A 14,008-nucleotide genomic window follows, 5' to 3' on the forward strand; every position below is an offset into this window, starting at 1 on the left:
GCAAGCGGTGTGTTGGGTCACACACTGTGTACGTCCTATACTAGGGCACTTGGTAGGGTCGGCGCCACACGAAACTAAACTTCTGAGATAAAAACTCTGCAATAAACGTAAATTTTTCGTAAATTGACAAATATTTCATCTAGTCAGGTTGGATTTTTTCGGGTTATTAAAACGTATATGAACCCGAAGGTCGGGATGTCTATTTGGGCCACCCAGCTCCTGACCTGATCTTTGAGATTCCCCAGGGAGGGGCCCTATCGCAGGTATTTCACCATGTGTACGTGTTCGATTCCAACCTCAAGGTAGGACGCGCCAACCTGCTCAAAGCCTGCCGGGCCGTAGTACCGGTCTTTTAAGTAAGCCTGGGCGCTGATAGAAATTTTTGAGGCGTCCGTATTGTGAGCAATCCACTCGATTCCAGCGTCCAAGAGCCTGCGACCTAGGCCTGTGCCACGGGCGTCCTGACGAACCGCCACCCGGCCCAGGGTCCAGGTGCCAGGTTCCGCGGGATGGGAGGCGTCGGAGTAAACGCCCAGGTCAAACATGCGTAGATAAGCCAGCATCTCGCCGTCCTGGTTCGCAGAAAAGAGGTGCAGGGCAAACCTGTCAGCCCGATCAATCTCGTTTTCCTCGGTAATTTTCTGCTCCACCACGAACACCTGGCCGCGCAAAATATAGATCTCGTTGAGCTCCTCAAGGGTGAGCTCCTGAAAGGTCTTAAGAGTAAACATAGGCCCAGTCTAAAACGCCCAGTCCCAGCCACCCATTCGTCCCTGCCTGCAGCCCGTCGCCCATGAACAAGGCCCCGTCCCTCACACCAGGAGGGACGGGGCCTTGGGGCAGTCGGGAACAGACTACTTGGTGGTTACCTCAAGCAGCTGGGAGCCGGGCTGAACGTCACCGGTTGCACCTTCAACATCCGCAAAGCGGTTGGTGTTGGTGACGAGAACCGGGGTGACCAGGCTGTAACCGGCAGACTTGATGACCTCAGGGTCGAAGGTCAGCAGGGCGTCACCGGCGGCAACGCGCTGGCCCTTTTCAACCTTGACGTCGAAGCCTTCACCGTTCAGGTTTACGGTGTCAATACCAACGTGAATCAGGAGCTCCACGCCGTTATCCAGCTTCAGACCGATAGCGTGGCCAGAGGGCATGGTGACGGTGACCTTACCGGCACCGGGGGCTACAACGGTGTTGCCGGTCGGCAAGATCGCAGCGCCCTTGCCCAGCTTTTCAGCGGCAAAGATGGGGTCAGGGGTCTCAGACAGGGGAAGGGCCTTGCCTTCCAGGGGGGAGGCGACTGTCAGGACGGCGCCAGCCTCAGCGGCTTCAGGAGCGGCAGCTGCGGGGGCAGCAGTACCTGCAACGGCAGCTGTAGCGGGAGCGGCACCTGCTACAGCACCTTCCTCACCCTCAGCCTGGGTGGCAGCAACCTTTGCCTCAGACTTCTGGGCCTTGGACTCGTAGCCAAAGACCAGCACGCCAGCCATAGCGCCGAAGAAGGCAATAGCCAGACCAATCATGTAGAGGTACCAGGGCTGCATTGCGGGGATAGAAATCAGGGAGGTGAAGGCAAAGGCGTAGGACTTGACACCCAGGGCTGAGATGGTGGCACCACCGATGATGGCGGGGACCAGGATCAGGGGGAAGACGCGCTTGTAGCGCAGGACGATGCCGTAGAGAGAGGGCTCAGAGATACCGCCGAGCAGACCCGAGGCGGCTGCACCCACAGCGGTCTGGCGCAGCTCCTTGTTGCGGCGGGCAACGATAGCAACACCGGTGACAACACCGAAGACGGCGAAGTTGTAGGCACCCATGGGGGACTGGATGAAGTCCACGCCGTCGGTCTGCAGGTTGTTAATCATGACGGCGTTCAGGGGCCAGTGCAGGCCCAGGGGAACCATGAAGAGGTAGAGACCGGCGATGAGGCCACCGACCAGCCAGGGGGCGATTTCGTTGACACCGCCGATGAAGTCAGAGATAGCCAGAGCGAACTTGATGCCGATGGGGCCGATCAGGAAGGCGGTCAGGGGTACCAGGATCATGACGGAGAGCATGGGCACGAAGACCATGTGCAGCATGGTGGGGATGACCTTCTTCAGGAAGCGCTCCAGGGGGGCCAGCAGGGCTGCGGCGAAGAGGGGCGGGAAGATCTGGCCGGTGTAGTTCATGACGTACAGGGGCAGATCCAGGCCCAGGAAGGGGACGTTGACGACGCCGTCGGTGGCAATCTCGTTAAAGCCCTGGAAGGTGCCGGTCATGAGGGCGGCGGGGATAGCTGCACCAACCCACATGTTGGCGCCCAGGCGCTTGGCTGCGGTTGCGCCCAGCATGATGGGCATGAACTGCAGGACGGACAGGGAGGCGGCCAGCATGATGAACCAGAAGGGGAAGGCTGCTCGCCACTCGTTGAGCATGGTGGCGGCTGCGTCGGCGTCGGCCAGGCGGGGGCCGTTGACGATGTCGATGTTGACGACCTGGCCGGTGAGGTCGGTGTACTGACCGAAGTAGCCCAGCTGCTGCAGGAATACGATCAGGGTCAGGATCATGGAGGTGCCCAGCAGGGCCCAGAGGATGGGGCGGAAGGAGTCTGAGAGGACGTCGAAGACGCGGGTCAGGGCGCTGGCCTTCTTCTCGTCGCCAGAGCCCTGATCGGCAGATTCGCCAACGGCACCCATGCCGGGGAGCTTGAGCATTTCGTTGTAGACGGCTTCAACCTTGTCGCCCAGGACAACCTGGGTCTGGCCGGACTGCTCGATAACGGAGAGGACGCCGGGTACCTTCTCGAGGCTGGCGGAGTTGATGGACGCCTTGGATTTGGGGGTAACGCGCAGGCGGGTGGCGCAGTGGGTGAAGTGAGAGATGTTCTCGGGGCCGCCGAGGCCCTCAAGGATCTTCTCGCCCATCTGTGAGTTATTCACGGATCTAGCCTTTACAGTGTGTGGTTGTTACCGGTGGCAACAAAAAAGACCCGAGTCGCTGATCGATTCCCCAGGGCCCTAGAGGGCAGAGGGGTGCTCAAACTGCCGGGGTGCACCCGGTGAGTGAGCCGATAGCAACCCAGGTCTTGCCTGCTTAACCAGTAACAATCCTGATGATTGGTTTTCGTGTGTGGGGCCCAGGAGCCCCGCTCGTGTTCTAGGCTACTCTGCTCGGGCGGGGCTACGCAAGTGGGCTGGGTAAGTTTTTTAGTGCTGGGTTGAGGCCTGTAGCAGGGCCGGGTGCTTGGCCTTCAACCAGGCGGAGTGCAGGCGGAAGTTGGTTTCAAGGAGCAGGCAGCCCACCAGGGCTGACCCCAGGGTGGCAAGCATATATTCCCCGGTTGGAATGGTGAACTGGTGGTACCAGAGGGAGGGTGGCAGAAGCAGGACCGCCACCAGGCCCGCATACATGCCCCCCACAATCGCAAGACGGACCCCCCGAACCGGGCGCACCACCGTCGTGATGTTGTAAATACCCATGAGCGCCAGGGCCATAAAGGTAGCGGTCTGAACCTCAGAGGTGCTGACGCGGGCCACGTAGGCCCCGTACCCATTGACGAAGACCAGAACCACGGTAATGACGAGGGCCGCAGGCAGGGCAAAATGCAGGGCCCGCTGCAGGAACCCGCTCACATACCGGCGGCTATTAGGCAGCATGGTCAAGAAGAAGGCCGGGCCACCCACAATCAGAAGGTCGGCAGTGGAGTACTGGCGGGGCAGGAAGGGGAACTTCCAGCAGAGCAGGCCCAGAACCAGGCCCAGCATGATGGCAAAGGCCGTCTTGGTCAAGAAGAGGTTGGTGACCCGCTCGATATTGGCAATAATCTTGCGTCCCTCAGCCAGCACCGAGGGCAGGCGGTCGAAGCGGCCGTCCAGAAGAACCAGGCGGGAGACTGCCTTGGTGGCCGGGGCCGCGTTGCCCATAGCAATGCCCAAATCGGCGTGCTTGAGGGCCAGGGCGTCGTTGATACCGTCGCCGGTCATGGCAACAACATGCCCGGCCTCGCGCAGGCCCAGCACCATATTCTTTTTCTGCTCGGGGGAGACGCGGCCAAAGACGGCGTGGGTGAGGGCTGCCTCGACAAGCTCGGGGCCGTCCTCGGGCAGGGTTGATGCGTCCAGGGCCCCGGCGGAGACGTCCATGCCAGCCTCGCGGGCAGCAGCAAGCACAGTGCGCGGGTTATCGCCCGAAAAGACTTTCAGATCGATTCCCTGGGAGGCGAAATAGGCCAGGGTATCGGGGGCCTCGGCCCGCACCTGCTCCCGGAAAATCACCAGGGCCTGGGGGGCCAGTTGGGCTGGAACCACCGTGGCAACCTGCCCCGCCCCGTCCCGGGTGAGGGCAGGAGCCTGGGCCAGGACGAGCACGCGCAGGCCGCTTTCGGCCAGGTCACCGGCCAGCTCCCGGGCGGGGGAATCGGCAGCTAGGAGGGCCTCGGGGGCGCCCAGGAGCCAGGCCCCGGTACCACCGAACTCCACCCCGCTAAAGCGCAGGGCAGAGGAGAAAGGCAGGACGCCGGTGGGTTCGGGAGCGGGGAAACCCGCGAAAGGGTCTTTGAGGGCGGCAGCTGTAGGGTTGGCGTTCTGGTCGGCCCCCAACCAGCCCAGGGCGGTAGCCCACCCCTCCCGGAGGGCACCTGCTGGGGCGCCTGCGTCCTGGGCGCCGTCCTGGCCCCAGACCACCTGGCCAGACAGGGTGCGAACCGACTCAAACCGCACCCCGCCCTCGGTCAGGGTGCCGGTCTTATCAAAACAAACGGTATCAACGCGGGCCAGCACCTCAACGGCGGGCTGCTCCTGAATCAGCACCTCAGAGCGGGCCAGCTTAACCGAAGCCACCGCAAAGGAGATCGTGGTCATCAGGGCCAGGCCCTGGGGAATCATGGAGGCCACCGACGATACAGCGGTAATGAGGGCCCCCCGCCAGGCATCGGTCTCAAGGGCAAGAGACCAGCCGCCGGCCGCCTGCATTTGCCCGTTCAGCACGATCGCAATAATGGGAAGCAGGGCCCAGGTAATCCACTTCACCACTCGCTCCATGCCGGCACGAAGCTCAGAATGAATGGTGGTGAACTGGCGGGCCTCAGCCGTAATTTTTGCGGCCCGTGAGGTAGCCCCCACGGCCGTAAGTCGAACCTTGCCCGACCCCCCAATGACCGAGGAGGCCGAGAGCACCGCGTCCCCCGGCTTCTTGCCCACCGGGTCGTTCTCGCCGGTGAGCAGGGACTCGTCAAGGTCTAAGCCGTCACTGGTTAGAACCAGGGCGTCAGCCGGGACCTGGTCCCCGCGCTTGAGCAGGACCACATCGTCGAGAACCAGCTCTTCCATCTGCACCTGGGTCAGCTGGCCATCGCGAAGCACACTCACCGGGTCACGGCGCAGCAGGGCAATGCGGTCCAGCTGGCGCTTAGCCGAAAACTCCTGGGTAAAACCAATAACCACATTGGCAATAGCCGCCAAGAGAAACAGGGTATCTAGCCAGGAACCCACCAGAATAACCGCCAGCCCACACAGGCCCAGCACCAGGTTAAACATGGTGAAAAGATGGGTGCGAATAATCGTGGCGGTTGAGCGGGAGGTCGCATTATTTTGGACGTTCACCAGCCCCGCTGCCCTGCGCTCAGCCACCTGCTCTGCACTCAAACCGGTTGCCACCAGCTGGGAATCGGGCTGGGTACTCACGTTCACGCGGTGCGTGGGCGCGGAAGCAGGCATGGGGGCTCCTTGACGGTGCGGGCTAATGTCTTCTACCTAGTCTAGTGGGAGCTAGGGGGTGGGGCGTCCACCTGCCGGGGGATTCTGGAAGGCCCGCCCCGCTTCGCCCCTGCCGCTTCAGGCGCGGACGGGCAAGACCAGGAGCCTGCCACTGACCGGGTGGGCCAGCACCTCAATCGGGTAGCCGTAGACTTCACTGAGCAGGTCGGAGGTCAAGACCTGCCCCGGGCTGCCGTCAGCCCGCACCTGCCCCTGGGCTAGCAGGAGAATACGGTCAGCGTAGGAGGCTGCAAGATCAAGATCGTGGAGCACCACCACAACAGCCACCCCCGAGGCGGCCGCCTGCCGGGCCAGGGCCAGGGTCTGCTCCTGGTGGCGGATATCGAGGGCGGCCGTTGGCTCGTCCAAGAGGAGCAGGGGGGTGCGCTGGGCCAGCACCCGGGCCAGGTGGGCCCGCCCGGCCTCCCCACCAGAGAGGGTGCGGACGTCCCGCCCCGCCAGGTGGGTGGTATCGGTTGCTGCCAGGGCGGCGGTGACGGCCGCTTCGTCTTCGTCCTGCCGGTCTGTGCCCCGCCAGGGGGCCCGGCCCATCTCCACCACCTGGCGGACCGTATAGGAAAAGGCCACCGAGGTCTTTTGGAGGAGGACGGCCCGGGCGCGGGCTAGGGCCAGGGGCTTGTAGGAGGCAAGGTCCTGGCCAGCAAGGATGACCTGGCCACTGTCGGGGGTAAGGTCCCCGGCCAGGGCCGCCAGGAGGGTGGATTTCCCCGCCCCGTTCGGGCCGATCAGGGCCAGAACCTCACCGGGGGCGACCTCAAGCGACACCTCAGAAAGAATCTGCCGGGACCCGTAGGCCAGGTTCAGGGAAGACGCAGTGAGCAGGGCAGGCATTAGAGGGCCCCCTTTCGGAGGTTCCGGCGGAGCAGTACGAAAAAGGTGGGCCCACCAACCAGGGCGGTAAAAATGCCGATGGGCAGGTCAGCGAACTCAACCAGGGTGCGGGCCGCTACATCAGAAGTCGCAATGAGCAGGGCCCCACCCAGGGCAGAAGCCGGAAGCAGGACCCGGTTCGAGGGCCCCACCACCATGCGGAGCAGGTGGGGAACAATCAGCCCCACAAAGGCGATGATTCCCGCATAGGCAACAGCAGCCCCCGTCAGGAGGGCCGTGCAGGTAATGGCAGCCAGGCGCAGGCGCTCCACATTGACCCCCGAATGGCGGGCGGCCCTGTCACCTAAGGCCAGGAGGTTGAGCTGCCGGGCCAGGAACAGGCAGCCGGTGAGGCCAAGGGCAATAATGGGGGCGCTGGTTGCCACCGCCGCCCAGGTAGCCCCGTTGAGGGAACCCATCTGCCAGAAAACAATCTGGTCACGGCTGGCGTCATCGGCCATGAAAACCATCAGGGCAATCAGGGCGTTGGCCACGGCGGTCACCGCAATGCCGGTCAGAATCATGGAAAGAACCTCAGCCCGCCCACTTGACCGCGAAAAGATGTAGACCAGGGCGGTGGTGAGCAGGGCGCAGGCAAAGGCGAAGAGGGGCACGGTGAAGATACCCAGCAGGTTGATCCCGAAGACAATGGCGGTGCAAGCCCCCACCGCGGCCCCTGCCGACACCCCAATCACACCGGGCTCAGCCAGGGGGTTCCCAAAGACCGCCTGCATGACCGCTCCGGACACCCCCAGGGCCGCCCCGACCAGGAGCCCCAAGAGAATACGGGGCACCCGAATGTTCCAGAGGGTTGCGTCTGCTAGCTGCTGGGTAGAATCGGGGGCAGCCCAACCCAGGGACCGGGCGATCCCGCCGACAACCTGGGGAACAGGAATCTCAAACTGGCCCAGGCTAGCAGACACCAGGACGGTAACGGTCAGGGCTAGGGGCAGGACGATAAAGACGGGGAGGGTGTGGGAACGTGTGTGACGGGTAGGCATACTTATTTTTACTGTTGGGTATAGATAGCGGTGGCGAGGGACAGAAGAACAGCAGCCGAGTTCGGCCCAAAGGAGAGAATCTGCCCATCAGCCATATCAACAACACGCTGGTTGGCCCCCGCCGTCGTCTCAGCAACACCGGGGCGGGCAAAGAAACCCTCAATACCCCCGGTGGACTGAACCCCACCGGTCATGGTCAGAATCAACTCAGGATTAGCCCGCACCAGGGCCTCAGCGTTAGCCGGAATCGTGCCGGACGCCCCGCCCTCGCTGGCCACGTCGCGTCCGCCCAGGGCCGTAATCAGCTCATCAGCCCCCGTGCCATCTCCCAGAATGAAGAAGACACCGGCAGTACCCCGAACGTAAAGGAAGGCCATGCCCACCTTCTGGGCAGGATCCTGGGGGGCTACCTCAGCAATAGTGGCCAAGGCCGAATCAATCTCAGCCTGGACGCGCTCACCCAGGCGGGCACCGGCGTCCTCAACCCCCAGGGCGGCGGCAACCGCATGAATCTGGGGCACCACCTGGTCGAGGGAGCGGGCCGGGTCAAAATGCACCACGGTCACCCCGGCAGAACGCAACTGCTCGGTAATTTCAAGGGGGCCGTTGGTGGTGTCCATGAGCACCACGGTCGGGGCCAGGGAAAGCACCGCCTCAGCAGAAATATCGTGGCCGTTCTCCGTCACCAGGGGCAGGTCGGCCAGGGCGGTTTCGGTTGAAGAAGTAACCCTGCCGACCAGGTTGTCGCCCAGCCCCAAGGCCAGGACGGTCTGGGCTAGGGTGCCGTACATATCCAGTGCCAGAATCCGGTCGGCACTGGTCACGGTCACCTCGGTGCCCTGAAAATCAGTGACGGTCACCGGCAGCTGCGGGGCCTGCGGGTTCTCAAGCGGTAGCACATCCGGGACGGACGCCGCCGTCGCCAGACCCGTCAGGGCCTTGGGATCTGCCACCGCCTGGGCCCTCAACCGATCCTCAGCCTCCTGCAAGGCCGTGCGATGAACCTGCTCATTCTCCACCGGGGCAATACCACCGGCCGTAGCCTGGGCAGACTCAGCAGGAGCTGCAGATGCAGGAGCCTCAGAAGTAGAAGCCGCCGCAACCTGGGAAGCTGCCGGACTAGGGGAAGCAGACGAGGCCCCAGCCTCAGAAACCGATCCGCCCCCCGCACACGACGACAAAACCAGGGCCGCAAGAACCGCCCCAGACACAACCGGCAAGGAACGACGACCAGCAGAAAAAACCGAAAAACAAGGAAAACCAAACATAGAACTACCTCCTGACGACACCGTCGTCCACCAGGGACTAGCCGCGCCCCTACGACACATATAAAAGGGGGAAGCGGGCAGGCGCCTACACACGCCTGCCCGCTAAGAACCACAGGGCCAGGGGCCTAGCGGCGACGGCGGGCTACAGCCACACCACCAGCAACCAGGGCCGCCCCAGCCAGGGCCAGGGCGCCAACGCTAGCACCCGTTGAAGCCAGACGCTGAGCACCAGCCGAGGAACCAGAAGAAGCCTGCTGGGCAGCCGACTTCTGAGCTGCTGCCTGACGCTGAGCCTGGGCGTTCAGCTCATCACAGTTAGCGCCGTTCTCAGCAACATACTGAGTCTTCTCAATGGTCTGGGAAGCACCGGTGACGGTCTGTGAACCCAGGGTGCCGGTGAAGCTGATGGGGTCAAGGGCCATACCTGCTGAGTAGAAGCCAGCAAAGGCGGCGGCACCAGCCTCAGTGAGGGAAGCGGCAGCACCAGAGAGGGACACGGTAGAGCCGTCAACTACCAGAGCTGAGGTGTCAACGGTGGCGAAAGCAACCTCACCGTGGTGGGTTGTCTGCCCCTGCACGTCATTAGAGCTTACGGTCAGGTAGAGGGTGCCGGTAGAACCGTTGATCTCAAGGCGGGGGTTAGCCATCAGGGTGTTCAAGGTGCCGCCGTGGCCGGTGAAACGGACAGAGCCCTCGAAAGCCACAGAACCCTTGCCGTTAGCGTAGGTTCCTGAGCCGTTGTACCAGCCGAAGGCCTGGTTAGCGTAGGTGACGCCGTTCAGTTCCCAGCCACCCTTGGCGATGCCACCACCGATGTAGTTGCGGAAGGAGGAGCGCACACCCCAGTCGAAAGTAGCAGCTGAGACGGTGCCGTCAGCCTGGGTAGTGGTTGCACCGGCAACAGTCTCAGTGACGGTCACCGGAACACACTGGGGGTTAGCGTTGGCAGGGTCGGTGGGGTTGCCCGGGGCTGCCTCGGGGGCGGGTGCAGTAGGCGCAGGGGTATCTGCAGGTGCCGGGGTCTCAACGGGGGCAGGGGTTTCGACAGGAGCCTCAGGTGCCGGAGCTTCGGGAGCCGGGGTTTCGACAGGAGCCTCAGGTGCTGGAGCTTCAGGGGCCGGGGTTTCGACAGGGGCTGCGACGTTCAGATACAGCGGATCGAATTCGGTGCCTTCGGCGTAGCGGGAGCCAAAAATGGTGCTTGCGTGGGCGGTAGCGCGGGTAGCGGCCCCGTCCAGAACCAAGGAGCCGTCAGCGCCAAGGGTCAGGGCGGCGGCGTCAAAGGTGGCGATGGGCTGGTCGGTAATTTCACCGGTGTTAGCCGAGGTGCCGGTGGCGTAGATGTAGCCCTGGGCGCCATCAGTGACGACCCGGAAGCTGTGCAGGTTAATGTTCAGCACCCCGCCGTGGGCAACCAGGGAGAAGCTACCCGGAACACTGATGGAGTAGCCGGTATCAGTCTTCTGGGCGGTGGCACCTGCGAAGACAAAATTGTTGCCCTCAAGGGTGGTGTTCTCGCCGGGGGTTACTGCGTTCTGAGAGATCAGGTAGTTCAGGAAGGAATCCTTGATACCCCAGGTCACGGTGCCAGCTGCGTTGCTGACCCCATCGGTTGCAGGGGTGGACGGCGCCGGGGTGGGCTCAGGTGACGGGGCCGGGGCGGGCTTCTCAGTCAGGGTGGCTGAGAAGGTCAGGGGGGCCAGGACGTCCCCAGCCTTGTAGAAACCGGCGAAGGCCGCAGCGCCGTCGGCAGTCAGGGCGGTGGGGGCCTGGTTGGCTGAGATAGTGCCGGCCTTAAAGGCGATTCCGCTGAGGTCTACGGTGGCGAAGTTGACGGCGGTGGAGTCAATATCGGGGGAGCCGTTGTAACCCTTGGACTTTACGTCCATGACCAGGGTGCCGCTGGTTCCGTTGATGACCAACTTGATGTTGGTGTAGGTGATGTCGAGGGCACCCTTATGGGCGGTGATGTGGATGGTGCCGGGGTAGTTGATGGTGCCGTTAGCGCCGGTGAACTCGCCGGTAGCGCCCTCCCAGGCAAAGGACGAGCCGTTGAAGGTGGGGCCGTCGGTCACGGTAATGGTGCCCCCGGCGAAGGCGCCGGTGACGTACTTGATGAAGGAGTCCTTGAGGGCCCAGGAGAGGGTGGCATTGTTGGTGACGTGGGTTGCGGACGCACTCGCAGCGGCCAGGCTGTTGGTGGGTTCGCTGGTTGCGTGGGCCAGGGGGGAGGAAGTGAGAGTCAAGCCGGTCAGGGTGAGGGCTGCTGTCGCTAGGAGCGCTCCGGTGCGCTTAGCGGTGAACTGTGAGGGCATGGGGTGTCCTTGTTAGTGTCTGATGAATCTGGCGGGGCCCACTTGGGGGTCAAGGGGGTCCTCAGAAATGTTGTTGGCAGAGCTAAATTAGCATTAAGGCCAGCCTAATAAAAATAGGTTACAAGCGCTTGACTTAATTGTGTTTTAGTGACAGTCTGTCGTTTAAGGCCTTTGTTGTGGGCCACCACTAGACACCTACCCCAGGAAAACCATCATGACCGCAACCCTTGCCGACACCCAGCGTCCTACCGGCTTCGCAGCCCGCCTCAAGGCCGAGACCGCTGCCCGCCACGACGCCGCAGAACACTCCACCTTCATGACCGACCTCATGGGCGGTAAGCTCTCAGCTGCCGACTACCAGCGCCTGCTCAACCAGTACTTCTATATCTACGAGGCCCTTGAAGAAGTTGCCGCTAGCTTCCGGGCTGCCCCCAATCCCATCACAGACCCCTTCACCCTTGAAGGTCTAGACCGCCTGGAGGCCATTAAGGCCGACCTCGCTGCCCTCGGTCAGACCGAGGTGGAACCTGCCCTACCCGCAACTACTGAATATGCAGCAGCTATCCGGGCAACAGCGTCCGCCCCTGAACGGTTCTTAGCCCACCACTACCTGCGCTACCTGGGCGATCTTTCTGGGGGCCAGGTGGTCGCCGCCCTCATGGCCCGCCACTACGGCCTGGCCCCCGAGGCGCTGAGTATGTACCGCTTTGACGCCCTCCCCAAGCCCAAGGTCTTCAAGGATTCCTACCGCTCCCTGCTCGATGAGGCTCCCATGACGGACGCCCAGCGGGACGCCCTTATTGACGAGGCCCTTGCTGGCTTCGACTACAACTCCCGCGTTTTTGCAGAACTGGCCCAATAGGTTCTACCGTGCAAAAATGACCGCATGAGTTACCCGCCCTGGCGCCTACGAAGGTAGCCCAGGGCGGGTTTTCTTGTGCGGGGAACTAGCCTCTTGCCCCGTTGTTCCCCCGGGGCTTGGTGCTTGGTTAGTGCTTATGGGGATGGTCTTGGTACCCGTGCGGATCAGTCAGAGGATAGCGGGCCCTGAACCGGGCATAGGCGGTTTCGAGGTCGGCGCCTGAGGCCTGGCCGTCCTGAAAAGCCCGCACCGCGGGAAGAAGCTCCTGCCGCCACGCCCAAGAAAAGGCAGCGAGGGTCAGGCAAAAGGAGGTGCCCCGGGTATCGCAACCGTGCAGGCAGGTGGGGTCTTTGAGGATCCACCGCCAGGGCTGGGGTGCCCCACCGTTTGCGCCCACCATCTGATAGGTTTCCCCAACTTTAAACATGAGATGCGGCCGGATGGGGCCAGCGGTGGCGCTCACTAGGTCGATGAAATCGTCACGGTAGGGGTTGCGGGGATCGTCAAAGCCGAGTGGCTCGGGGTAACGTTGCGCCGAGCTGGGGTGATGGCGGCTGGCACTCTCCTGGGCTGGGGCAAAAGGTAGGCTGAAATCAACCCACTGTTGGAACCTGGCAATATGGTGGGCGGTTTTGAGGGCGAGGTCGACGTCGTCCTGCTCCTGCCTGAGGGAGGTCAGGTAGGTGAGTAACTGGGGCTGTAGGGTCAACGTGAAATAGTCGAGGACGTCTCGCGCCCGAATACCGTAGCGTTGGGCCAGGATAACCCTACTCAACAAGGCAGGGGTGAAAGAAACAAGAGCCCAGGCAAGAATGGCGAGGACGGCGGTGCTCAGCGGGCTGACACCCCAGACGGCGGCGATATAGAGGGGGAGGCAGAGCACCAGCAGGGGGAGGGCGCCGAGCCGGAGGACGAGCCCCCGCCTGCTTACGAAGGAACACCTCAGGAGCTTGATAGGTAGCACCTGGGGGTGCGTGGCAAATACCTGGATGAAGCCGGGCAGGCTGATGGGCAGCTGGTCTTCAGGTAGATTTTTGAGCCGAGCAATCAGGGCAGTGGGCCGGTAGGTGGCCCACGGTGACGCTGCTGCCGACTGGCGCGAAGAGGAGTTACTCATGCTCCTTCCATTAAACATGACGCAGGGCACAGTCAGCTAATCGATGGTTGCGGGTCTTCCTTCCTACCTGGCCACGGGGTCTTTCACAAATCGGGGGAGGTCAGCTGACTGAGGCAGAAGTTAAGCCCCGAAAATCAAAAGAGGTGAGGACGGTCCCAACCCAGGGCATAAGCGGGGGTTCAGCTGGGCAGGGGCTAGAAGTTTCAGGGGCTTTATGACGATATGGAAATGGGTGTGCCTTGCAGGTTTTGTCTGCACAATTGACGGCTGCAACTGGAGGGGTGCACACGTATTCTGGCAAAAGTAGACTTCTTCGGCCTTGTTTTAAGGCGAAAAAGAAAGCTCCTCTCGAATAGAGAGGAGCTTTATCCCTGGGGCGATCAGGCGACTATGAGTAACTAGTCTTGAACAAACCCATTGGGAGACAGGGTGAACCCGTGCGTAGTGTTGACGCAGTATAGGGTCTGCGCATCCGTGGGCTTGCACGAGACACCCAGCGCTGTGATGACTGTGCCTACATCAACAGGGGTCGACTGAACGGGGGCGGTAGGGCCGTCGCTAAAATCAGAGAAAGTTGGAGCCCCGGCTTTGCCCATCGTCACATAGTTAATGCCACCCCCAGCCAGGAAGGCCCGGCAGGTGATTGTTTTGGTGTCGAGAGTGCCAATGCAATCAACGGTCTGAGCGGGAGTAGAGAAAGTGACTGCGGTGCCAGTCATAGCCCCCGGAGGGTCACCGATATGTTTGTTCATATCGACTACATAGCCGGGTAGCACTCGTTCCCCAGGGTAGCGCAGCTCAAGGTAGGCGCCGTTTGCGCTG

Annotated in this window: 9 protein-coding genes; 1 reads left to right on the plus strand and 8 read right to left on the minus strand. The window is 62.3% G+C overall.

Annotated elements, in window-relative coordinates:
* Positions 1–254: 254 nt before the first annotated feature.
* The 7 genes from L7A15_RS07000 to L7A15_RS07030 all read right to left on the minus strand — a co-directional run bounded on the left by L7A15_RS07000 (position 255) and on the right by L7A15_RS07030 (position 11,207).
* Positions 255–731, minus strand: a complete 477-nt coding sequence (locus L7A15_RS07000) for a GNAT family N-acetyltransferase (protein WP_237208916.1) — start codon at positions 729–731, stop codon at positions 255–257.
* 123 nt (positions 732–854) lie between these two features.
* Positions 855–2,918, minus strand: a complete 2,064-nt coding sequence (locus tag L7A15_RS07005; RefSeq protein WP_237208917.1) for a glucose PTS transporter subunit IIA — start codon at positions 2,916–2,918, stop codon at positions 855–857.
* A gap of 267 nt (positions 2,919–3,185) precedes the next feature.
* On the minus strand, positions 3,186–5,693 hold the full coding sequence (locus L7A15_RS07010) for an HAD-IC family P-type ATPase (RefSeq protein ID WP_237208918.1): 2,508 nt from the start codon (positions 5,691–5,693) through the stop codon (positions 3,186–3,188).
* A 117-nt stretch (positions 5,694–5,810) separates the two neighbouring features.
* Complete coding sequence (locus L7A15_RS07015) at positions 5,811–6,584, minus strand: heme ABC transporter ATP-binding protein (protein WP_237201729.1); 774 nt, start codon at positions 6,582–6,584, stop codon at positions 5,811–5,813.
* Complete coding sequence (locus L7A15_RS07020) at positions 6,584–7,624, minus strand: FecCD family ABC transporter permease (RefSeq protein ID WP_237208919.1); 1,041 nt, start codon at positions 7,622–7,624, stop codon at positions 6,584–6,586. Before L7A15_RS07020 ends, L7A15_RS07015 begins: the two co-directional genes overlap by 1 nt.
* 8 nt (positions 7,625–7,632) lie before the next feature.
* Entirely contained in the window at positions 7,633–8,892 is a 1,260-nt protein-coding gene (locus tag L7A15_RS07025) for a heme/hemin ABC transporter substrate-binding protein (RefSeq protein WP_237188987.1), read from the minus strand.
* A gap of 125 nt (positions 8,893–9,017) precedes the next feature.
* A complete protein-coding gene (locus tag L7A15_RS07030) occupies positions 9,018–11,207 on the minus strand; it encodes an HtaA domain-containing protein (RefSeq protein WP_237188986.1) in 2,190 nt (729 codons plus the stop codon).
* 214 nt (positions 11,208–11,421) lie between these two features.
* Here L7A15_RS07030 and L7A15_RS07035 point away from each other — a divergent pair, with 214 nt between their 5' ends.
* Positions 11,422–12,069, plus strand: a complete 648-nt coding sequence (locus tag L7A15_RS07035; protein WP_237188985.1) for a heme oxygenase (biliverdin-producing) — start codon at positions 11,422–11,424, stop codon at positions 12,067–12,069.
* Positions 12,070–12,196: 127 nt separating this feature from the next.
* On the opposite strand, the gene L7A15_RS07040 is transcribed toward L7A15_RS07035, so the two are convergent.
* Positions 12,197–13,186 carry a hypothetical protein gene (locus L7A15_RS07040; protein WP_237208920.1) on the minus strand — a complete coding sequence of 330 codons (990 nt, stop codon included), beginning with the start codon at positions 13,184–13,186 and terminating at the stop codon, positions 12,197–12,199.
* Between the last annotated feature and the right edge of the window lie 822 nt (positions 13,187–14,008).

Source organism: Rothia nasimurium (genome assembly GCF_928391935.1).
GTDB lineage: Bacteria > Actinomycetota > Actinomycetes > Actinomycetales > Micrococcaceae > Rothia > Rothia nasimurium_D.

Coding starts and splice junctions, on each gene's coding strand:
- L7A15_RS07000 (WP_237208916.1), bottom strand. CDS start 731: ATGTTTACTCTTAAGACCTTTCAGGAGCTCACCCTTGAGGAGCTCAAC.
- L7A15_RS07010 (WP_237208918.1), bottom strand. CDS start 5,693: ATGCCTGCTTCCGCGCCCACGCACCGCGTGAACGTGAGTACCCAGCCC.
- L7A15_RS07015 (WP_237201729.1), bottom strand. CDS start 6,584: ATGCCTGCCCTGCTCACTGCGTCTTCCCTGAACCTGGCCTACGGGTCC.
- L7A15_RS07020 (WP_237208919.1), bottom strand. CDS start 7,624: ATGCCTACCCGTCACACACGTTCCCACACCCTCCCCGTCTTTATCGTC.
- L7A15_RS07025 (WP_237188987.1), bottom strand. CDS start 8,892: ATGTTTGGTTTTCCTTGTTTTTCGGTTTTTTCTGCTGGTCGTCGTTCC.
- L7A15_RS07030 (WP_237188986.1), bottom strand. CDS start 11,207: ATGCCCTCACAGTTCACCGCTAAGCGCACCGGAGCGCTCCTAGCGACA.
- L7A15_RS07035 (WP_237188985.1), top strand. CDS start 11,422: ATGACCGCAACCCTTGCCGACACCCAGCGTCCTACCGGCTTCGCAGCC.
- L7A15_RS07040 (WP_237208920.1), bottom strand. CDS start 13,186: ATGAGTAACTCCTCTTCGCGCCAGTCGGCAGCAGCGTCACCGTGGGCC.